The following is a 21,239-nucleotide window of genomic DNA, read 5'->3' as shown; positions in this document are numbered from 1 at the left end:
GGCCACCCGTGAGCCTCATACTCTCCCTGGTCCCGTACGGTCCTTCCAGGGAGGCAGAGCATGGCCCTCACCACCCGTCGCAGAGCCCTCACCACCCTCGGCGCCGCCCTCGCCGGTACCGCCGTCCTCCCCGCGGCGCAGGCACTGGCCGGCGAACAGAAGCACCGGCCACGCCCGTTGTGGCGAGCCCACGCCCACAACGACTACGAGCACCCCCGCCCCCTCCTCGACGCCCTCGACCACCGCTTCGGCAGCGTCGAGGCCGACATCTACCTGGTCGACGGCCAACTCCTCGTCGCCCACGACCCCGAGGACCTCGACCCGTCCCGCACCCTCGAATCCCTCTACCTCGACCCGCTCGCCGCCCGGGTCCGTGCCCACCACGGCTCGGTGTACCGCGGGCACCGCAAGGCGCTCCAACTGCTGATCGACATCAAGACCGAAGGTGCGGCCACCTATCTCGAACTCGACCGCCGACTGGGCCGCTACCGAAACCTGTTCACCACCTACGCGCACGGCAGGGTGCTGCCCGGACCGGTCACCGCCGTCGTCTCCGGCGACCGCGCGGCCCGTGCACCCATGGAGGCCCAGCGGGTGCGCCGCGCCTTCTACGACGGCCGGCTCAGCGACCTCGGCAGCACCGCACCGGCCTCCTTCGTCCCGCTGATCAGCGACAACTGGACGCTCAACTTCACCTGGCAGGGCGTCGGCGCCTTCCCCGACGCCGAGCGCCAAAAACTCCGCGACATCGTGGGCACCGCCCACGCGCGCGGGCAGCGGGTACGGTTCTGGGCCACCCCCGACCTGCCGGGCCCCGCCCGCGACGCGCTCTGGGGCGAACTGGTGGCGGCGGACGTCGACCACCTCAACACCGACGACCTCGCGGGGCTCGAATCCTTCCTCGACGCCTACCGGAGGGCGTGACACCACACGTTCGGAGGACAGGTCAGCCGCCCGGACGAACCTTCTGTTACGCCACACTTGCGGCCGAACGCCGCGAAACGGATGTGGCGGAGGAGGTTGACGATGGCCATTTCCATCTCTGTGGTGCTGCTGCTGGCGGTCCTTGCGGTGATCTTCCTGCGCAACGGCGGGCTGAAGATCTCCCACGCGCTGGTCTGCCTGCTGCTCGGTTTCTACCTGGCCAGCACGAGCATCGCGCCCACGATCCACAGCGGCCTCACGGCGACCGCCGACATCGTCGGCGGTCTGCGGCCGTGAGGCCACCGCGCGGAGCGTGGTTCAGCGGTCGGACACCGCGTCGCGCGGCAGCACGGTGACGCGGTGGAAGTTGCACCCCGCCGGTGCCGGCGGTGCGGACGGGGGCCTGTTCTGGTGCGTCTTGAGAGCGACGCTCACCAGGCTGAGCAGCAGGTCCACGTCCGTGGCGCAGTCCAGATGCACCGTCACCCAGTCGGAACTCGGGACCACTTGTATCGCGCTCGACCCGCCCAGGTCGTAGTGGAAGCGCTGGATGGCGCGACGGGTGAGGTGGAGGTCCACGTCCCGCGCGGAGTGGAAGTGGACGATCTCGGAACGGGCGGTGCGGAGGGCCTGCCCCGTACCGCAACCGGCCGGACAGGCCGTGAGATCGGACCAGGTGAGCAGTCGCTCCATGGCTCGCTGCGCCGGTGTCATGCCCTCATCGTTGCCTGCTCAACGTCCGGACACCAGGAGTTGGGCGATTCGTAATCGAGCGGTGAGGTGGTGAGACCGCCGGAACCCCGGCGAGAACCTGACCCGTGATCGTGTCATGGCAGCCGGGAAGCTCGTGACCTGGTACGGCGTTCCCGTCCCCGTGTGCGACCGGGACAGCCGGAAGGCGATCGCCGGCGGCGACGCCCCCGCGCGACTTCGTGCGGAATCCGCGGGGAGACGCGTCCGCGTGGCCCGCGTGTCAGGCCCGTTCGGCCACCGCCGCCGGGTCGTCCAGGACCCCCCGCACCACCGAGTGCGCCGCGCCCAGCAGCGGGCCCTCGGAGCCCAGCGGGGACACGGAGACGGGACAGGCCGGCCCCGCGGTGCGGCGGGCCAGTTCGGAGCGGAGCGACGGCAGCAGCCAGGGTGCGAGCCCGGACAGGGCTCCGCCCAGCACCACGCTCTCGGGGTCCAGCAGGTTGACCGCCCCGGTCAGGGCGATCCCGAGCGCCGTTCCCGCGTCCTCCAGGGCGCGCCGTACGTTCGTGTCGCCCTGCTCGGCGCGGCCCGCGAGGAGGCCGACGCGGTCCTCGCCCGGCTCCAGTCCGGCCGCGCGCAGCACCGCCTCCTCGCCGGCGTACTGCTCCAGACAGCCCCGTCCGCCGCAGGCGCACTCCGGTCCGTCCGGCCGTACCGGTACATGGCCCAGCTCGCCCGCGAACCCGCGGTTTCCGTGCAGCAGCCGCCCGTCCACGACGACCGCGGCACCGATACCGATCTCGGCGGACACATGGAGGAAGTCGCGCGGGGTGTCCTCGCCGAGCCACAGTTCGGCCAGTGCGCCGAAGTTGGCCTCGTTGGCCACGGTGAGCGGCAGGCTTGCCGGGAGCAGGTCACCGAGGTCCGTGTCGAGCCAGCCGAGGTTCGGAGCGCGTACGACGGTCCGGGCGTCACGGGCCACCAGACCCGGTACGGCCACGGCGAGCCCCGCCGGCCACAGGCCCTCGCCCTCCGCCTCGGCGACCACCCGCTCCGTCAGCTCGGTGAGTTCCCCGAGCACCGGCCCGGGGGAGCGGTCCCGGTTCGGGACGTGCCGCACCGCCCGCGACCGGACCCGTCCGCGCAGGTCGACCGCGCAGACCGCGAGATGGTCGACGCCGACCTCGGCGCCGATCCCCGCGGGGCCGCGCCCGCTGACGGCGAGCGCCGAGCCGGGACGGCCCACGCGGCCGGGCCGCTCGGGGCCCAGCTCCTCCAGCAGGCCCGAGCGGATGAGTTCGTCGACCAGCGTGGACACCGCCGCGCGGGTCAGGCCGATGCGGGAGGCGACGGCGGCCCGGGACAGCGGGCCCTCGGCGCTGACGGCGTGCATCACCCGCGAGAGGTTGCGGCGGCGCATGCCCTGCTGGGTGTCGGGCAGCGCGCGCCCCGGACCGGCCGGGCGGGCCTTGTGCGGCGGTGCGCTCATTCCTCCGTCGTTCCTCGGTCTCTGCGGCCGGCGTCGGCCTGTCGGCCGACGCTGGCGGTCCGTGCCGGTGGGCCGGTGCCTGCCGGCACGTGCCGGTCGGTTCGTGCCCGTCGGCTGGTGTCGGCGGGCCGGTGCCCGCCGGCGGTCCGTGCCGGTGGGCCGGTGTCCGTCGGTTCGTGCCCGCAGGCCGGTGCCCGCGGACTCGTGCCGGGGGCCGGTGTCGGCAGGTGGATGCCTGCCGGTCCGTGCCGGTGGGCCGTGCCCGCAGGCCGGTGCCGGCCCGTCGGTGTCGTCAGTCGGTGTCCGTGCCGCGGTTCAGCAGCGGGGCCGCGTCGGAGAGTACCCCGGCCAGCCTGGCCAGCGTCTCCTCGTCCCGCTCCACGGCCTCCAGCACCGGGCCCGCCGCCGTGTCCCAGCGCCGGGCGACCGCGGCCGGGTCCTCTCCGGTGAGCAGCCCGGCCGCCTGCGCCGCCGCACCGAGCGCGACCAGCTCCTTCGCCTGCGGCACCTGCACGGCCCGCCCCGACAGCCGCCGTACGGTCTGCTGCCAGGCCGTGCCCCGGGCGCCGCCGCCGATCAGCAGCAGGGGCGCCGACGGGTCGGCGTCCTCGTCGAGGACCAGGTCCAGCGCGGCCAGCAAGGAGTACACGGCACCGTCGTACGCGGCCTGGAGCAGCTGTCCGCCGGTGGTGTCGTGGCGCAGTCCGTGCAGGAGGCCGGAGGAGTTGGGCAGGTTCGGGGTGCGCTCGCCGTCCAGGAAGGGCAGCAGCGTGACGCCGCGTCCGGGTTCGACGGCCTCGCGGTCCAGGTTCAGCAGCGCCGCGACCCGGTCCACGGCCAGCGTGCAGTTGAGCGTGCAGGCCAGCGGCAGCCAGTCGCCGCGCGCGTCGGCGAACCCCGCCACCGTGCCGGTCGGGTCGGCCGGCCTGCGCTGCGTCACCGCGTACACCGTGCCCGAGGTGCCGAGGCTCATCACCGGCGTGCCGGGACGCACCCCGAGGCCCAGGGCGGCGGCGGCGTTGTCACCGGTGCCGCACGCCACCAGGGTGCCCTTGGAGAACGGCAGGTCGTGGCCGTCGCGCACGGTCCCGGCGACCTCGCCGGGCCGCACCACGCGGGGCAGCAGTGCCGGGTCGAGCCCCACGTGCGCGAGGATCTCCTCGTCGTACGCCTCCGTCCCCGAGGCCCACCAGCCGGTGCCGGAGGCGTCGCCGCGGTCGGTCGTGCCCTGGCCGGTGAGCCGCTCGGTGAGGTAGTCGTGGGGGAGCCGGACCGCCTTGGTGGCGCGCACCGCGTCCGGCTCGTGCTCCGCCAGCCAGGCCCACTTGGTGACCGTGAAGGAGGCGGCGGGCACGCTTCCGGTGCGCTCGGCCCAGAACTTCGCGCCGCCCAGCTCCTCGATCAGCCGGCGGCCCTGCGGCGCGGAACGCACGTCGTTCCACAGCAGCGCCGGGCGGACCGGCTCCCCGTGCCCGTCCAGGGTGACCAGACCGTGCTGCTGCCCGCCGATCGACACCGCGGCGGCCTCGTGCGCCGCCTCGCCGCACTGGCGCAGCGCCTCGGACAGGGCGTCCCACCACTGGCGCGGATCGCTCTCCCGGCCCGCCCCCGAGGTCACCGTGTGCGGTGCCTGGCCGCTCGCGACGACCCGGCCGGTGGCCACGTCGACGACCAGCGCCTTGGTGGACTGGGTGGATGTGTCCACGCCGACGACGAGCGGACCCTCGGCTGCTGACATCGGTCTCTCCCTCTTCTGCGACCCACTTCCGCGACTCGGCGGGGTGTGTCTCTTCCCAGAAATGTTCCTGCATACTAATTTGTAAACCGCCATGACGAAATAGTCTCAGCGAGCGAGGAGCCGCGGCATGAACTACCAGCCCACCCCCGAGGACAAGTTCACCTTCGGACTGTGGACCGTCGGCTGGCAGGGACGGGACCCCTTCGGTGACGCCACGCGGCGTGCCCTCGACCCGGTCGAGTCGGTGCGGCGCCTGGCCGAGCTCGGCGCCCACGGCGTCACGTTCCACGACGACGACCTCATCCCCTTCGGCTCGAGCGACAGCGAGCGCGAGGAGCACATCAAGCGGTTCCGGCAGGCGCTGGACGACACCGGCATGAAGGTGCCGATGGCCACCACCAACCTGTTCACCCACCCGGTGTTCAAGGACGGCGGCTTCACCGCCAACGACCGCGACGTGCGCCGCTACGCGCTCCGCAAGACCATCCGCAACATCGACCTCGCGGCCGAGCTCGGCGCCGAGACCTACGTGGCCTGGGGCGGTCGTGAGGGTGCCGAGTCCGGTGGCGCCAAGGACGTGCGGGACGCCCTCGACCGCATGAAGGAGGCCTTCGACCTGCTCGGCGAGTACGTCACCTCCCAGGGTTACAACATCCGCTTCGCCATCGAGCCCAAGCCGAACGAGCCGCGCGGCGACATCCTGCTGCCCACCATCGGCCACGCCCTGGCGTTCATCGAGCGCCTGGAGCGCCCGGAGCTGTACGGCGTCAACCCGGAGGTCGGCCACGAGCAGATGGCCGGGCTGAACTTCCCGCACGGCATCGCGCAGGCACTGTGGGCGGGCAAGCTCTTCCACATCGACCTCAACGGCCAGTCCGGCATCAAGTACGACCAGGACCTCCGCTTCGGCGCGGGCGACCTGCGCGCCGCGTTCTGGCTGGTGGACCTGTTGGAGTCGGCCGGTTACGAGGGCCCGCGGCACTTCGACTTCAAGCCGCCGCGGACCGAGGACTTCGACGGCGTGTGGGCCTCGGCGGCCGGCTGCATGCGCAACTACCTGATCCTCAAGGAGCGTGCGGCGGCCTTCCGCGCGGACCCCGAGGTGCAGGAGGCACTGCGCGCGGCCCGTCTGGACCAGCTTGCCCAGCCCACGGCGGCCGACGGCCTCCAGGCCCTGCTCGACGACCGGTCCGCCTTCGAGGACTTCGACGTCGACGAGGCCGCCGCGCGGGGCATGGCCTTCGAGCGCCTCGACCAGCTGGCGATGGACCACCTGCTGGGCGCCCGGGGCTGAACCCCGGCCGCGAGGGCGTGCCCGTCCCACCCCTGCCACGGGACGGCCACGCCCTCGCACGCGTGTCCGGGAGAACCGCGCCCCCACGTGCGGTTCGCCCCCGGTCGTGGCCGACGCGACGACCGCGCGGAATCACAATCACATACGCGCGCGGTGGCGTGTGTCGGGGCCGACGTGGGGCCTCCCGGCGGCGGCCCGCGCGCGATGGCGCGGCCCGCACCGGCCCGGTACGCATCCCGCGTGCGCCCTCGCGCGGTACGACCGCGTGGCGCACGCGAGCGGTACGGGCCAGGCCCGTCGCGCGGACGGTGCTGTGCCGGGCGCGCGCTCCGCGTGGGGTACGCCGTCAGCATGGCGCCCGTGCCCTGAGTCCGTATCAACTTCCGCGCGGCGTCCTCGCGCGGACCCCGTGCGCGCGGCGACGATGGTCTGTATGGCCATGCCACCCGTACCGCCCCGGCCGCCGGACGGCGGCAGTTTCGGACCACCCGCGAACGACGGCGCGCCGCCGCCCCGCCCTCCCGGACCGCCCGGCGGGCGCAGGGCCGTGCTCCTCCTGCTCGCCGTTGTCGTCGCCATCGTGGCCGTGTCCCTCGTCGTACTGATGGCCACGGGCGACGACGACTCGCCGGACAAGGAGCCCACCGAGAGCGGCACGGGCACCGGCGGCTCACCCGCTCCGTCCCTGGACATCCCCTCAGAGCCGCCCAGCGGCCTCCCGAGCCGGTTCCCCTCCGGATTCCCCACGGAACTGCCGTCCGAGTTCCCGAGCGAGCTGCCGAGTGGCCTGGAGTCGCTCCTGCCGTCCCTGGGCGACGTGGAACTGCCCTGACGACACCGCACGGAACACGGCCACTCCCTGGAGGGGCCTTCCGCCGAGACCCTCGCCGGATCCCGGCGGGAACTCCCGCCGGGGCCCGGCGGCCGTGTTCCTCGTGGTACGGCCGCCGGGCCGGTCGTGGCTTCGGTGTGGTGACGAACTCGCCGGCGGCTACCTTTCGGGTGCGCGTTCGGCCGAGGCCAGTGCCGTCGCCGGGTCCTGGGAGGAATCCCCCGCCGGGACCCACCGGCCGCGTTCCTCGCGGTACGGCCACCAGCGTCCCTCGCGGTCCAGGCGCAGCTGGACGGGCGCGCCGGCCACCGTCCACCGGTTGGCCCGGGCCCGGAGCACCGGCCGTTCGTCCTCGTCCCACGCCGAGGCGAGGGCGGCACGCGCGCGTGCCAGCCGTTCGCCGTCCACGGCCCACTCCTCGTCGAGCACGGCCAGGGCCGCCGTACCGCCGTGCCGCCAGGCCCGTACGGCCACGGCCAGTCCCTCCCGGCCGCGCCCCGATCCCTCGGCGAGCCGCTCCGCCACCGCGCCGCCGGGCTCCCCGGCGGCCAGCCGCACCGCGTCCCGCGCGACGGCCGGTTCCGGTTCCACGGGCTGCCGTTCGTGCCCGTCCTGGAGTGCCCGGGCCAGCAGCCGGTGGGCCTGTACGGCGGTCCGGGCGGCCAGGAACTCCAGCGCGGGCGGATCGATCCCGGCCGTGGGCTCCGCCTCCGTGTCCAGCGACGGCGGAATACCCGGCTTTGCGGGGAGGGCGGGGGCGCCGGGAAGCGACGGCAGGATGTCACCGGCCGCGTACGCCTCGGCCGCGTCCACGCCTTCCGGGCCCTGGGCGGGCCGCCGGGCGGACGCGTCGCCCCGGGCCTGGAGCGCGTCCAGCAGGGCACGTTCACCCCGCCCCCGCATCAGCAGCAGGACGAACGGGTCCTGGTCCAGCAGCCGGGCCACCTGATAGCACAGCGCCGCCGTGTGGCCGCAGTGGTCCCAGGCGTCGCAGTCGCACTCCGGCTCCAGATCGCCCAGGCCCGGCAGCAGTTCGACCCCGGCCAGTTCCGCGTCCTCGACCAGCTGCGTCGGCATCTCGCGGTCGAGCAGCGCCGCGACATGCCCGGCCCGCTCCACGGTCATGGCCAGGAACCGGTCCCACTGCTCCCCGGACAGCTCCTGCAGCAGCACGTCCGCGCGGTGGGCCGTACGGTCCCGGTCCAGTACGACCGCCGTGATGCGCCCCGGCCGTACGGACACCGCGCCGACCGCTCCCGCGCGTGCCAGTCCGCGGCCCGCCTTGAGCTGCTTGGAGTCCAGCGCCGTACCCTCCAGCGCCGTCAGCCAGGCCAGGCCCCACCAGCTCTGCGCGAAACCGCGCCCCCGCGCGGGCGGCAGCGCGGCGAAGACGCGCTCCACGCCGGCCTCGTCACCGTCGTACCGGGTCATCGCAGTCCCCCTCACAGTTCGACCAGCTCCGCCAGCTCGGCGTCGGTCAGTTCGGTGAGCGCCGCCTCGCCGGAGCCGAGCACCGCGTCGGCCAGCTCACGCTTGCGCTCCAGCAGCCCGGCGATACGGTCCTCGATGGTTCCCTCGGCGATGATGCGGTGCACCTGCACCGGCCGGGTCTGGCCGATGCGGTACGCGCGGTCCGTCGCCTGCGCCTCGACGGCGGGGTTCCACCAGCGGTCGTAGTGCACGACGTGCTCCGCGCGGGTGAGGTTCAGCCCCGTGCCCGCCGCCTTCAGCGACAGCAGGAAGACCGGGACCTCGCCGTCCTGGAAACGGCGCACCATCGCCTCGCGCTCGGCGACCGGCGTGCCGCCGTGCAGGAACTGCGTCGGCACGCCCCGCGCGGCCAGGTGCCGTTCCAGCAGCCGCGCCATCCGCACGTACTGCGTGAACACCAGAACGCCGGCCCGCTCGGTGAGGACCGTGTCGAGGAGTTCGTCCAGCAGCTCCAGCTTCCCGGACCTCCCGGCGACCACCGGCCGCTCCTCCTTGAGGAACTGCGCCGGGTGGTTGCAGATCTGCTTCAGGCCGGTCAGCAGCTTCACGATCAGCCCGCGCCGCGCCATACTGCCGGCGCCCGCGATCCCGGCCATCGCCTCGCGCACCACGGCCTCGTACAACGCCGTCTGCTCCTGGGTGAGCGACACCGCGTGGTCGGTCTCCGTCTTGGGCGGCAGCTCGGGCGCGATCCCGGGGTCCGACTTGCGGCGGCGCAACAGGAACGGCCGTACCAGACGGGCCAGCCGGTCCGCCGCGGCCGGGTCCTGCCCGCCCTCGACGGCGTCCGCGTACCGCCGCCGGAAGGTGCCGAGTCGGCCCAGCAGGCCGGGAGTCGTCCAGTCGAGGATCGCCCACAGCTCCGACAGGTTGTTCTCCACCGGCGTGCCGGTGAGCGCCACGCGCGCGCGTGCGCCGATGGAACGCAGCCGTCGGGCCGTCGAGGAGTACGGGTTCTTCACGTGCTGGGCCTCGTCGGCGACGACCATGCCCCAGGGGACCCCGGCGAGCCGGGAGGCGTCCAGCCGCATGGTGCCGTACGTGGTGAGTACGAACTCGCCGTCGGCCACGTCGTCCAGCGTCCGCCGCGCGCCGTGGAAGCGGCGCACCGGGGTGCCGGGCGCGAACCGCTCGATCTCCCGCTGCCAGTTGCCCATCAGGGAGGTCGGGCAGACCACGAGAGTGGGGCCCGCGGACTCCGGATCGGTCTGGCGGTGCAGATGCAGGGCGATCAGGGTGATGGTCTTGCCGAGCCCCATGTCGTCGGCGAGACAGCAGCCCAGGCCCAGGGAGGTCGTCCGGGCCAGCCAGTTCAGGCCGCGCCGCTGGTAGTCCCGCAGCGTGGCGGCGAGCGCGGCGGGCTGCTCGACGGGCTCCTGCGCCTCGGGGTCCGCGAGCCGGTCCCGCAGAGCCGCCAGCCACCCGCTGGGCCGGACCTCGATCCGGCCGCCGTCGACCTCCACGGAGCCCGTCAGGGCCGCGCCGAGCGCGTCGACCGGCGTGATCGTGCGGTCCTGGCGCGCACGGGCCCGGGCCAGTTCCCGAGGGTCGATCAGGACCCACTGGTCGCGCAGCCGCACGAGGGGGCGGTTCGCCTCGGCCAGCCGGTCCAGTTCCTCGCGCGTGAGCCGCCGGTCGCCCAGGGCGAACCACCAGTCGAAGGCGAGCAGCGCGTCGGCGGACAGGAACGACGGCCCGTCCGTGAACCCGGCCCTCCCGGGCCCGGGCTCGTCGTCGGCGGGACCGACCTCCGCGCGGGTGGTGAGCTCCCGGACCAGTTCCCTGGGCCAGTGCACGTCGACGCCCGCGCCGGCGAGCACCCGGCCGCCTTCGCCGAGGAGTTCGGTGATCTCCTCCTCCGCGAGGTCCACCGCGTCCGGTACGGCCGCCGACAACAAGGGGGTGAGCGGCGCCCAGGCCCGTGCCGCGCGGCGGAGCGCGAGCAGGGCGTCCATCCGCGCGCGGGAGTCGAAGGCCGCGTCGAAGGCCCCGGCCCAGACCTCGCCGGCGTCCGCGACGAGCGCGGGGTCGTGCACGCCGTGCATCTGGAGGACGGCGCGGAACGACACGTCCGCGGCGTCGGCCGCGTCCGTGAGCCCGCGCGCCTCGATCCGCAGCGACAGCCGTACGCCGGTGTCGTGGCCGGCGGCGATGTCGGCGGCCCAGGTCCGCAGTTCGGGCAGCCGTTGCGGCCCCGGTACCGCGAAGGCGGCGGTGCCGGTCGCGAGACGGGCGGCGGGGGAGCGGGGGAGGGTGTCGGCGACCGCGTCGAGGAAGGCGCGCAGCAGCCGTTCGGGGTCGGGCAGCCTAGGCGGCACGGTGCCGTCCAGCGGCGTCGCGTGTGCCTCCGGCGGCATCGCCGCGGCGAGCCGGCGGATCGCCTCGACGTCCTCCGCGTCCAGCGGTCCGACGCGCCAGGCGTCGTGGTCGGCGGGGGAGAGGCCGGGCAGCAGCAGGCCGCGCGCCACCAGGTGCAGGGCGTGCACGGCGGCGGCGCCCCAGAACCGGGTGGCCCGGTGCCCCGCACCACCGGCCCGCGCACGCGTGAGGAACGGGAGCGCGTCGCGCACCGGCAGAACGGTGGCGGGCACACGCACTGCCTCGATCCCGTCGTCGCCGGGCACCACGACGGTCAGGTCCTCGGCCGACGCCGCGTCAGCGCCCACGGTCGGCGGAGGCGAGCCGTCGGGCCGCCAGAACGCGACCCGGCCGGTACGGGCGGGGTCACCCGGGACGAATACGGCCGGACAGTCGGCCGGCTCGGAGTGTGCGGAGTGTGCGGCGGAGGGCACCGGGTGAGTCGTCTGCGCAACGATGACAGGAGTCCTCAAACTTGACTAGTGAAGCCGGAGTCGCCGAGGGTACAGCACGAGCGGCGTCGGCCGGGTGTGCCTGAGCTGTGAGACGGGTCACCATGAAGGTGCGTCGGGGCCTCCCCGTCCGGGAGCCCCGACGGGCTCTCGAAGACCTTAGGGGTCGCGCCTCAGGGATGTCTCAGGGCCGCGGTCCGGAACCGTCGCGGGCGCGGGCCCGTTTTCACGGCAGAGAGCGGCAGTGGCCGCGAAGGAGGCGACACTCATGTCGAAGAACGCCAAGATCGCCGCGGGGGGTGTGGCGGCCGGACTGATCCTGCTCATCTGGCTGCCCTGGTGGGCCGCCCTTCTGATCATCCTGGGGGTCCCGGCCGCCGCGTACCTCACCCTGGACCCCGCACAGCGGCGCAGGCTGCGCCGCGTCTCGCGCAAGGAGCTGGGCCGCTGAGGCGTTATGGCGTCACCGCCTCACCGGAGCCCAGCGCGCAGGAGTCGACCACATCGCCGCCCGCGGGCCCGCCGACCGTCCGGTCCGCGGGCGGCGCGATTCCGCGCTCCACCCACGCGACCAGGGCGTCGAACGCCGAGCGGTAGCAGGGCAGGATCGGCCGCAGCCGGTCCGGATGGGTGTCGTACAGTCCGTCGACGTGCGTCCCGCCCCGCACCGTGTAGGAGCGGTGCATCCGCCCGCGTCCGCTCGCCTCGACCATGTCGTCGTACACATCGGAGTCGACCGACTTGGGCAGCAGCGCGTCCAGATCGCCGTGCAGGGTGATCATCGGCCGCCCGATCCGCCCGGTGAGCGCCACACGCTCCACGGCACGGTGCACGGACGCGGGGCGCGAGGTGTAGTCGTAGGCGGCGTCGGACGGGCACGGCGCGAGGATCCGCTCCGTCGTCGACCCGGCGGAGGGGCCGGGGCAGCCCGGGTCGTAATCCGGGTCGAACTCGGCGCGGTAGATCTTCTGTGTGAGCCCCCAGTAGACCTTCTCGTGGTACGGCCACAGGAACTCGGACCCGCGTGCGAAGCCCGCCGCGTACATGTCCTCGTCGGTGGCCCTGCCGTACATCCGGGCCACCGCCACCGGAAGGGAGAGCAGCGGGTGGTACCCCTCGGCGGTCCACAGGGTGCCCTCCCAGTCCACCCCGCCGTCGTACAGCTCCGGGTGGTTCTCCAGCTGCCAGCGGGTGAGGTAGCCGCCGTTGGAGACGCCGGTCACGTAGGTGCGGCGCGGGGCGTGCCCGTAGCGCTGGGCCACCGCGCGCCGGGCGGCGCGGGTGAGCTGTGTGGTGCGCGCGTTCCACTCGGCGACCGCGTCACCGGGCCGTCTGCCGTCGCGGTGGAAGTCGACGCCGCTGTTGCCCTTGTCGGTCGCCGCGTAGGCGTAGCCCCGTGCCAGGACCTGGTCGGAGATCGCCTTGTCGGTCGCGTACTGCTTGCGGTTGCCGGGAGCCCCGGTGACGACCAGCCCGCCGTTCCAGCGGTCGGGCAGCCGGATCACGAACTGGGCGTCGTGCCGCCAGCCGTGGGTGTTGTTGAAGCGGGACGAGTCCGGGAAGTAGCCGTCGATCTGCACCCCCGGCACGCCGGACGGCGACCGGGTGGCCGCGGCGGTCAGCCCCGCCTGGTCGGCCATGTCGGTGTACGGCGTACCGGCCAGCCCCGCCGTGGTCAGATCGGTGAGACAGGCACTGCGCTGATGGGCGGCGCCCGGCACACGCACGCGTTCCTGGCGCGCGCAGTGACCGTTCCCGGCCGCGCCGGCCGGAGCCGGAGCGGTGAGGGCGGCCGCGGTGAGGGCGGCGACGAGCAGGGGAACGCCACGGGAGGGGCGCATGACGGCCTCCGAAAGGACGGGCAGCGGAAGGGGACATGGGGTCGATCGCGGAACTGCCCCATGGTGAGGGCCCGCCCTCGCCGTCATCGATGGGTTGGCGCCCTATGGACCGGCGCCCACGCGTGGGGTTTCCACACATGCTGACGTCCATCACCCCTGGCCCTTTCGAAGCCGCGTGTGCTCAGAGCGGCCGTACGGCCATCCGTTCGAGCGCTTCGAGCAGGCCCGGCAGCTCCGGGCCCCGGCCCACCGGCAGGACCTCGCCGGGCTCGTCGTCGAGCAGGACGAACGCGATGTCGTCGGTCCGGGCCACCAGTGACCAGCCGGGGCCGTCGGCGCGCAGGATGCGTGCGCCACCCGGGGCGAAGGACGAGCGGACCCGGCCGAGCGGCGGCGGTGAGTCGACATACGCGCGCGCCTCCGCCAGCACCCGCCGGAGCCTGCCGTGTCCCGGTCGCCCGTCCGTCCTGCCGCCCGTTTCTTCCGTCCGGCCGTCCTCGGCGGGCTCCTCGTCGTCGGCCGCCCGGGCCGAGCCGCCCGGCGCCGGGAACGCCGCGTCGTCGACCTGCTCCCGCCAGACCGCCCACTGCAGGGCGATCTCGTCGGCACCCAGCCGGCGCTGGGCCGGTCCCCAGGCCCCGGCGTCCGGCGGAGCCAGCGGGGGCCCGTCCGCGGCGTCCGGGCCGGGATCGTGCGGCGCGGGCACGTTCGGCGCGGCGACGGCCACCGCGAGGGGCCAGCCGGGCAGCGCGGCGACGACCGTGCGCTCGTCCGGCGACAGATCGTGCTCCATCCCGCAGTCCCAGGACGCGATCGCGACGGCGACCAGCGAGACGTCGTCGACGACGACGGTCCACCGGGCGCCCTCGCCGTCCTGGCCGAGCACCAGGCCGTACCCGTCGGCGAGGGGCGGAAGGCCGAGCGCCGCGCACGCCTCCGGGTAGTCGTCGCCCAGCACGCTCGGGAACTTCGCCGGCGTCAGCAGCGCCGCCGTGAGCACATAGAGCGCGTCGTCCGCGGCGGCGACGGCTTCCTCGTCCGTCCCGGCCATCCCAGCCTCCCCATCGCTTCGTCCACCGGCGCGCACCCTATGCCGACCCCGAGCCGCTTGTCACGACCTCCGCAGCCATGCCCGGAGCTGCAGGTTTCCGGCCGGACGGGGCGAATCGACCACGTGCCGGCGGACGGTTCAGGCGGCCGGAAGCCCCAGTAGCGCCCGCGCGACCGTCCCCGGGGACTCGTCCCGCTCCCGCGCGAGCGCGATCACCGCCCGGCACGCCAGCTCGTTCACCCCGAACGACAGCGCCTCCGGCGACACCCAGCCGGCCGCCTCGTCGATCCGGTCCTGATCGTCGTCCGCGCAGGCCGAGACGTACGCCGCGGCGGCCTCGAACAGATTGTGCGGACGCTTCTCACGCCCGGCCCGTTCCTTCCGCCCGGCCCGCTCCTCCGCGCGCCACCTGCCGATCACTCTGCTCCCGATCCCCCGAACCCTTCCCCACATGCGGTCCGCCTTCCCGGCACGGTTGTCCTCGCCGACCGTTCATCTCCTGCCGTTCAACGTAGAGTTGCGGCCCCGACAGCAGAAGAGGGCAGCCCGGCGCGGCACTTCGGAACCTGCACCGTTCCGCGGACCGGCCGGCTGCTCGCCCGGACGGCAGAGCTCACGGAGCGGTCCGGCAGGCGCGGCCACCGGCCGGCGGACCCGGGAGCCACCCCGCACCGGGACTTCGGAGCGGCCCGGTGCGGAACCCGGACCGGGCGCCCGGCGCGTGACCGGGCGCTCTAGTCCGCGCGGACGGCCAGCGCCAGAAAGCGTGTGTCCTCATCGGTGTACGACGTCATGCGCCACCCCGAACGGGACAGCAGCGCACGGAGATTCGGCTCCGCGCGGAGGTCGTCCGGGGAGAGCGTGCGACCCTGCCGGGCAGCGAGCGCCGCCCGGCCGACCGGATGGAACAGCGCGAGCACGCCACCCGGCCGCACCACCCGCGCGATCTCCCGGAGATTGCCTGCCGGATCGGGCAGGTGGGCGATCAGACCCGCCGCGAACACGGCGTCCAGCGTGGACGGGCGCAACGGCAGCGCGGCGACGTCGGTCAGCAGCAGCGCCCCGTCACGGTCCCGCCCGGCCCGTGCCGCCTCCCACAGCATGGCCGGCGTCAGATCCGCGCCGAGGACCACGCCCGAGGGCCCCACGGCCGCACGCAGCGGCGGCAGGGCGCGCCCGGTGCCGCAGCCCGCGTCGAGCACCCGGTCCCCCTCGCGCAGCCCGAGGCCGGCGACCGCGGCGGCGTAGACCGGACCGTCGTCGGGGAAGCGGCGGTCCCAGTCGGCGGCACGCGCGGTGAAGAACTCCTGGACGTGTGTGTGGTCGTCGCTCATGCTCCGCATGATCCCTCACCGGGACGGGCGACGCCCCTGTGCGCACGTTCGAGCGTGACGCGGTCGTTCCGGTACACCGCTGCGTCATATTTCAGCCGTTTTCGAAACGCGTCCCCTTCGCGTGCCCGTGCCCCCTAGCGTCCCGGGGCCATGGGACACCTGGACCACGCCGCCCTGGGATGGCTTACCCCCGTGCTGTCGTACGCGATGGCCTGCACCGGCGCCGCCCTCGGACTGCGCTGTACCGTCCGCGCGCTCGGCGCCACCGGCAGCGCACGCCGCAACTGGCTGCTCACCGCCGCCTCGGCGGTCGGCACGGGCATCTGGACCATGCACTTCGTGGCCATGCTCGGATTCGCCGTCAGCGGCACCGGCATCCGCTACGACGTGCCGCTCACCCTCGTCAGCCTGCTCGTCGCCATGGCCTTCGTCTGCGCCGGCGTGTTCGCCGTCGGCCACGGCCGCGACCGGGTCCGGGCGCTGCTGCTCGGAGGGCTCACCACCGGTCTCGGCATCGCCGGCATGTACTACCTGGGCATGGCGGCGGTGCGGCTGCACGGCGAGGTGAGCTACGACCCCGTGCTCGTCGGCCTCTCCGTCCTCATCGCCGTCGTCGCGGCCACGGCGGCCCTGTGGGCGGCGCTCAACATCCGGTCGCCCGTCGCGGTCACCCTCGCCTCCCTGATCATGGGCGTCGCGGTCAGCAGCATGCACTACACGGGGATGTTCGCGGTGAGCGTGCGGGTCACGCCCTCCGGCGAACCCCTGCCCGGCGCCACGGCGATGCAGTTCATCTTCCCGCTCGCCGTCGGACTCGGGTCCTACCTCTTCATCACCTCGGCCTTCGTGGCGCTGTCGCCGACGGCCGGGGAACGCGAGGCGTCCGCCTCGGCCCAGCGCCCGGCCGGGCACCCCGCCCACTGACCGCGCCCCGCGGCGCCGACGACCGTTCCGGCCCGCCCCACGCACCACTCCCGAGCGAGGAGTCCATGCGCACATCCCGGAGGACCCCGACAGCCCGCGCGGAGGCGCCGTCCCCGCCTCCCCCGCGCGGCCGGCGCGCGCACGCCGGACCACCGGCCGACGAAGGCCCGCACATCCCGGGGGATCCGGCGCCGGACACGGCACCCACGCACGCGGGACGCCGGTTCGGCGGCCCCCGTACCGTGCGTGCCAAGATCATCTGCCTGCTGATGGTGCCGGTCGTCTCCCTGCTCGCCCTGTGGGCGTACGCCACCGTGACCACCGCCCAGGACGTCTCCCGGCTGCGTCAGGTCCAGCGCGTGGACGCCGCGGTCCGCGCCCCGCTCTCCGCCGCCGTCGCCGCCCTCCAGGCCGAACGCGCGGCCGCGGTGCGCCGCGCCACCGACACCTCGGCGGTACGCTCCGACGAACTGACGGAACTCGCACGGCGCACCGACCGGGCGGTCGCGGAACTGCGGCTGGACGAGCACCGGACCGTGGCCGACGGCGAGGAACTGCCCCGCGCGGTGGCCGGCCGCCTCAAAGCCTTCGTCACCGCGGCCGGACGGCTGGGTCCGCTGCGGACGGCACTGAGCGAAGGCCGCGCGGGCTGGACGCAGACCTACGACCAGTACACGAGCACCGTCTCCACGGCCTTCGGCGTCGGCGGCGCCCTCACCGGCGTCCAGGACGCCGAACTCGGCTCCGACGCGCGCGTGCTGCTCGAATTCTCCCGCGCGGGGGAGGCGTTGGCCCAGGAGGACACGATCCTGGCCGGCGCCCGGCTGCACGGCAGCCTCGGCGGTGAACGGCTGCGCCTGTTCACCGGGGCCGTCGAACTGCGCCGCACGCTCACCGGTTCCGCCGTCGCCGACCTGCGCGACCCCGCCCGCGCCGAGTGGCGCGCCCTCGCCGACAGCCGCGCCTACGCCGTCCTCCGCACCGCCGAGGACGAGATCCTCGCCGACGGCCCCGGCGCCCGGGCCGCCCACGCGGTCCCGCGGGACACCTGGGACACGGCGCACGCGCGCGTGCGGGACGGCATGCGGAGCGTCGAGACCCGCGCGGCCACCGGCGCCGCCCACCGGGCCGACCCGTTCACCCGCGGACTGCTCACCCCGGCCGGCGCCGCCGTGCTCCTCGGCCTCGCCGCCGTCGCCGCGTCGCTGGTCATCTCCGTACGCATCGGCCGGGGCCTCGTGGTCGAGCTGGTGGGCCTGCGCAACGACGCCCTGGAGATCGCCCGCCGCAAACTCCCCGAGGCCATGTGGAAACTGCGCTCGGGCGGAGAGATCGACATCCACGCGGAGGCCCCGTCCGGGCCGCCCGCCCAGGACGAGACCGGTCAGGTCGCCGAGGCCCTCGGCACGGTGCACCGCGCCGCGCTGCGCGCCGCCGTGGAGCGCGCGGAGCTGGCCGGCGGGATCTCCGGCGTCTTCGTCAATCTCGCCCGCCGCAGCCAGATCCTCGTCCACCGGCAACTGAGCCTCCTGGACAGCATGGAACGCCGCTCCGACGATCCCGGCGAGCTGAGTGACCTCTTCCGCCTCGACCACCTCACCACGCGGATGCGGCGCCACGCGGAGAGCCTGATCATCCTCTCCGGAGCGGCACCGGGCCGTGCCTGGCGCATGCCCGTCCCGCTCACCGACGTGGTGCGCGCGGCCGTGTCCGAGGTCGAGGACTACGCGCGCGTGGAGGTACGGCAGCTCTCCGAGGCGTCCGTCGTCGGCGCGGCCGTCGCCGACCTCACCCACCTCCTCGCCGAGATCATCGAGAACGCCGCCCAGTTCTCACCGCCCCACACGCGCGTACGCGTCACCGGCGAACCCGTCGGCAACGGCTATGCCGTCGAGGTCGAGGACCGGGGACTGGGCATGGGCAAGGAGACCCTCGCCGAGACCAACCGCCGCATCACCGAGTCCGAGGCGCTCGACCTGTTCGACAGCGACCGGCTCGGCCTGTTCGTGGTCAGCAGGCTCGCCGCCCGGCACGACATCAAGGTGCACCTCAGGACCTCTCCGTACGGCGGCACCACCGCGGTCGTCCTGCTCCCCACCGCCCTGCTGGACGACGGCGCGACGGAACATCCCGGCGGCGGGACATCGCCGGAGGCACGGCACGAGGAGCATGCCCCCGCGCGGATGTCCGACGGGCTCGCGCGCCACGAGGCCGTCCCCGCACCGGACGACCGGCCCGTCCTGGTGGCTCCGGCCGCCGCCACGGCGGACGGCACCCTCGCCACGGCGGACACCGGCTACGGCCCGCCGGACCGCATCACCGACACCGCGCGGGGCACCGCCGCGAACCGATCCCCAGGAGTCGCCGCCTTGCGACCGCACCGCCCGGAGGAGGAGTCCGCCGGCTCCGACGACCTTCCACGCCGCGTACGACAGGCCGGCCTCGCCCCCCAACTGCGCGACGACCGCCGGGAAACGCCCGCGCCCGCGCGGCACGGCGGCCGGGGCGACCGTACCCCCGAACTCGTACGGGACCGCATGGTGGCCTACCGCGACGGCTGGGTGCGCGGCGGCGGCAGACCCTCCGGCCGTGGTGCCGGTCCCGGTCCCGTGAAGCACAGCACCGAAGGAGACCCCGCATGATCCAGGAACCGAGCACGAGGACCGGCCGGCGATCCGGCGAACTCGACTGGCTGCTCGACGACATGGTGCTCCGTGTCGGCGACGTCCGGCACGCCGTGGTGCTCTCCGACGACGGACTCGCCGTCGGCGCCTCCGGCGGCCTCGGACGCGAGGACGCCGAGCACCTCGCGGCGGTAGCCTCCGGCTTCCACAGCCTCGCCAAGGGCGCGGGCCGGCACTTCGGGGCCGGCGGAGTGCGCCGGACGATGGTCGAGATGGACGACGGCTTCCTGTTCGTCGCCGCCGCCGGAGACGGCACCTGCCTCGCCCTCCTGACGGCTGTGACCGCCGACATCGGCCTGGTGGCCTACGAGATGGCACGGCTGGTCAAGCGCGTCGGCGAGCACCTTTACACCCCGCCGCGGGCCGGCGCGCGGCCACCGGCCGCCGGATGAGACGAGGAAGCGGTCCGGGAAGATGACCGAGGACACGACGGGCGTTCCGCACGCGGCGGGCAGCCAGTGGTACGACCACGAGGCCGGACCCCTGGTCCGGCCCTACGCCATGACCGGCGGACGCACCGGGCCCGGTCCCGGCGGGATGCGGTTCGACCTGATCGCCCTCGTCACCCTGGACCCGGCCGCCCCCGGCGCCGACGACACGGCGCTCGGCCCCGAGCACCGTGTCCTGATCGACCTGTGCCGCCCGGAGACACAGTCGGTCGCCGAACTCGCCGCGGGCGCGGACCTGCCCGCCGGCGTGGTCCGGGTGCTCCTCGGTGACCTGCTGGAGCGCGGCCACGTCACCGTCAGCCGTCCCGTACCGCCCGCCCGCCTGCCCGACGAGCGCGTTCTCCGCGAGGTGATCGAGGGGCTGAGGGCCCTGTAGACGACACCACGCCCCCGGCCGGGACGCCGCGCGACGACGACTCCCGGGCCCACGGCACACCCGTATCCCCGCCGACCGCGGCCGGCACTCCAGAGAGAAGTGATCGATGATCCCCGAACACTCCGACGCCCCCGGCGACGAGACGGCCGCGCTGGCGCTGAAGATACTGGTCGCCGGCGGATTCGGTGTGGGCAAGACCACCCTGGTGGGCGCGGTCAGTGAGATCCGGCCGCTGCGCACCGAGGAACTGCTCAGCGAAGCCGGTCAGTCGGTGGACGACACCGACGGCGTGGACCAGAAGGTCACCACGACCGTCGCCATGGACTTCGGGCGCATCACCATTCGCCCGGGACTCTCCCTGTACCTCTTCGGCACCCCGGGACAGGACCGTTTCTGGTTCCTGTGGGACGAGCTGGCGCAAGGCGCCCTGGGCGCGGTGGTCCTCGCGGACACCCGGCGCCTGGAGGACTGCTTCCCCGCGGTGGACTACTTCGAGCACCGGCGGATCCCGTTCGTCGTCGCCGTCAACTGCTTCACGGGAGCCCGGCGCCACGACGCGGGGGACGTCTGCCGCGCGCTCGACCTGGACGCCGGAACGCCCGTCGTGCTGTGCGACGCACGCGAGCGCGACTCGGGCAAGGAGGTGCTGATCCGGCTCGTCGAGTACGCCGGACGCGTGCACACCGCCCGGCTGCTCGACTCGGTGGGATGACCGCGGGATCCGGGCTCGCGCCACTGTTCCTCGGTCATCTTCCGTCCCTTGGCTCCCGTCCTCCTTGCCCGGCGCCCGGTCCTGGGGAAGGCTGGCGCGAGGGCCCTCCCGCCAGGAGGGAACGGCACACGGGGCAGACCACGGGGAAGAACCAGGGGGAGACACACGACATGGCGCAGAACCAGGGACTCGACTGGCTGCTGGACGACCTGACCCAACGCGTCGAACACGTACGGCACGCACTGGTCCTGTCCAACGACGGGCTGGTGACGGGCGCGAGCACGGGACTGCGGCGCGAGGACGCGGAACACCTCGCCGCCGTCTCGTCCGGACTGCACAGCCTCGCCAAGGGTTCGGGCCGGTACTTCGGCGCGGGCGGGGTACGCCAGACGATGATCGAGTTCGATGACGCGGTGCTCTTCGTCACCGCGGCGGGCACCGGCAGCTGTCTGTGCGTACTCAGCGGGGTGGAGGCCGACATCGGCCGGATCGCGTACGAGATGACCCTGCTGGTCAACCGGGTCGGCGAGCATCTGGACGTGGACGCCCGCCGACAGAAACCCGGCGCAGAGCTCTGACCTGCCAGTCCGTCCTCCG

General features: G+C 74.2%; 20 protein-coding genes. 11 read left to right on the top strand and 9 right to left on the bottom strand.

Annotation, left to right across the window (positions count from 1 at the left end; translation table 11 throughout):
- Positions 1-60 precede the first annotated feature (60 nt).
- Positions 61-924 carry a phosphatidylinositol-specific phospholipase C/glycerophosphodiester phosphodiesterase family protein gene (locus ACF1DX_RS17315; protein ID WP_391791999.1) on the top strand — a complete coding sequence of 288 codons (864 nt, stop codon included), beginning with the start codon at positions 61-63 and terminating at the stop codon, positions 922-924.
- 102 nt (positions 925-1,026) lie between these two features.
- Entirely contained in the window at positions 1,027-1,221 is a 195-nt protein-coding gene (locus ACF1DX_RS17310; protein WP_030865562.1) for a hypothetical protein, read from the top strand.
- Between the two features lie 21 nt (positions 1,222-1,242).
- On the opposite strand, the gene ACF1DX_RS17305 is transcribed toward ACF1DX_RS17310, so the two are convergent.
- From ACF1DX_RS17305 to xylB, 3 genes are all read right to left on the bottom strand, one after another.
- Positions 1,243-1,638, bottom strand: a complete 396-nt coding sequence (locus tag ACF1DX_RS17305; protein WP_391791998.1) for a luciferase family protein — start codon at positions 1,636-1,638, stop codon at positions 1,243-1,245.
- Positions 1,639-1,897: 259 nt separating this feature from the next.
- Positions 1,898-3,106, bottom strand: coding sequence for an ROK family protein (locus ACF1DX_RS17300; RefSeq protein WP_391791997.1), 1,209 nt, complete (start codon positions 3,104-3,106; stop codon positions 1,898-1,900).
- Positions 3,107-3,398: 292 nt separating this feature from the next.
- The gene (gene xylB / locus ACF1DX_RS17295; protein ID WP_391791996.1) at positions 3,399-4,844 is read right to left on the bottom strand and encodes a xylulokinase; all 1,446 of its coding nucleotides are present in this window, start codon (positions 4,842-4,844) and stop codon (positions 3,399-3,401) included.
- A gap of 127 nt (positions 4,845-4,971) precedes the next feature.
- Between xylB and xylA the strand changes: the two genes are divergently transcribed.
- Positions 4,972-6,138, top strand: coding sequence for a xylose isomerase (gene xylA, locus ACF1DX_RS17290; RefSeq protein WP_030865575.1), 1,167 nt, complete (start codon positions 4,972-4,974; stop codon positions 6,136-6,138).
- A 433-nt stretch (positions 6,139-6,571) separates the two neighbouring features.
- Complete coding sequence (locus ACF1DX_RS17285) at positions 6,572-6,970, top strand: hypothetical protein (RefSeq protein WP_391791995.1); 399 nt, start codon at positions 6,572-6,574, stop codon at positions 6,968-6,970.
- Positions 6,971-7,129: 159 nt separating this feature from the next.
- Here the strand turns inward: ACF1DX_RS17285 and ACF1DX_RS17280 are convergent, their stop codons facing one another.
- A complete protein-coding gene (locus ACF1DX_RS17280) occupies positions 7,130-8,401 on the bottom strand; it encodes an SWF or SNF family helicase (RefSeq protein ID WP_391791994.1) in 1,272 nt (423 codons plus the stop codon).
- Positions 8,402-8,412: 11 nt separating this feature from the next.
- On the bottom strand, positions 8,413-11,253 hold the full coding sequence (locus tag ACF1DX_RS17275; RefSeq protein ID WP_391791993.1) for an SNF2-related protein: 2,841 nt from the start codon (positions 11,251-11,253) through the stop codon (positions 8,413-8,415).
- A gap of 286 nt (positions 11,254-11,539) precedes the next feature.
- Here ACF1DX_RS17275 and ACF1DX_RS17270 point away from each other — a divergent pair, with 286 nt between their 5' ends.
- On the top strand, positions 11,540-11,722 hold the full coding sequence (locus ACF1DX_RS17270; protein WP_391791992.1) for a hypothetical protein: 183 nt from the start codon (positions 11,540-11,542) through the stop codon (positions 11,720-11,722).
- Positions 11,723-11,726: 4 nt separating this feature from the next.
- Here the strand turns inward: ACF1DX_RS17270 and ACF1DX_RS17265 are convergent, their stop codons facing one another.
- The 4 genes from ACF1DX_RS17265 to ACF1DX_RS17250 form a co-directional block, all read right to left on the bottom strand.
- The gene (locus ACF1DX_RS17265; RefSeq protein ID WP_391791991.1) at positions 11,727-13,112 is read right to left on the bottom strand and encodes a tannase/feruloyl esterase family alpha/beta hydrolase; all 1,386 of its coding nucleotides are present in this window, start codon (positions 13,110-13,112) and stop codon (positions 11,727-11,729) included.
- Between the two features lie 181 nt (positions 13,113-13,293).
- On the bottom strand, positions 13,294-14,163 hold the full coding sequence (locus tag ACF1DX_RS17260; protein ID WP_391791990.1) for a hypothetical protein: 870 nt from the start codon (positions 14,161-14,163) through the stop codon (positions 13,294-13,296).
- A 138-nt stretch (positions 14,164-14,301) separates the two neighbouring features.
- Entirely contained in the window at positions 14,302-14,616 is a 315-nt protein-coding gene (locus ACF1DX_RS17255; RefSeq protein WP_391791989.1) for a hypothetical protein, read from the bottom strand.
- Positions 14,617-14,897: 281 nt separating this feature from the next.
- Positions 14,898-15,497, bottom strand: coding sequence for a class I SAM-dependent methyltransferase (locus ACF1DX_RS17250; protein ID WP_391791988.1), 600 nt, complete (start codon positions 15,495-15,497; stop codon positions 14,898-14,900).
- A 150-nt stretch (positions 15,498-15,647) separates the two neighbouring features.
- Here ACF1DX_RS17250 and ACF1DX_RS17245 point away from each other — a divergent pair, with 150 nt between their 5' ends.
- From ACF1DX_RS17245 to ACF1DX_RS17220, 6 genes are all read left to right on the top strand, one after another.
- A complete protein-coding gene (locus tag ACF1DX_RS17245) occupies positions 15,648-16,421 on the top strand; it encodes an MHYT domain-containing protein (protein WP_391791987.1) in 774 nt (257 codons plus the stop codon).
- 65 nt (positions 16,422-16,486) lie between these two features.
- Positions 16,487-19,063 (top strand): nitrate- and nitrite sensing domain-containing protein, encoded by a 2,577-nt coding sequence (locus ACF1DX_RS17240; RefSeq protein WP_391791986.1) that lies wholly within the window; start codon positions 16,487-16,489, stop codon positions 19,061-19,063.
- Positions 19,060-19,497 (top strand): roadblock/LC7 domain-containing protein, encoded by a 438-nt coding sequence (locus tag ACF1DX_RS17235; RefSeq protein ID WP_391791985.1) that lies wholly within the window; start codon positions 19,060-19,062, stop codon positions 19,495-19,497. The genes ACF1DX_RS17240 and ACF1DX_RS17235 overlap by 4 nt, the downstream gene beginning before the upstream one ends.
- Positions 19,498-19,519: 22 nt before the next feature.
- Complete coding sequence (locus ACF1DX_RS17230; RefSeq protein WP_391791984.1) at positions 19,520-19,930, top strand: DUF742 domain-containing protein; 411 nt, start codon at positions 19,520-19,522, stop codon at positions 19,928-19,930.
- Between the two features lie 106 nt (positions 19,931-20,036).
- Positions 20,037-20,642, top strand: a complete 606-nt coding sequence (locus tag ACF1DX_RS17225) for an ATP/GTP-binding protein (protein WP_391791983.1) — start codon at positions 20,037-20,039, stop codon at positions 20,640-20,642.
- A gap of 170 nt (positions 20,643-20,812) precedes the next feature.
- On the top strand, positions 20,813-21,220 hold the full coding sequence (locus ACF1DX_RS17220; protein WP_391791982.1) for a roadblock/LC7 domain-containing protein: 408 nt from the start codon (positions 20,813-20,815) through the stop codon (positions 21,218-21,220).
- Positions 21,221-21,239: the final 19 nt, after the last annotated feature.

It is taken from the genome of Streptomyces sp. NPDC014676 (genome assembly GCF_043084105.1).
Classification (GTDB): domain Bacteria; phylum Actinomycetota; class Actinomycetes; order Streptomycetales; family Streptomycetaceae; genus Streptomyces.
Note: the sequence above shows the minus strand (reverse complement) of the source record. Positions and strands in the feature narration are given on the sequence as shown.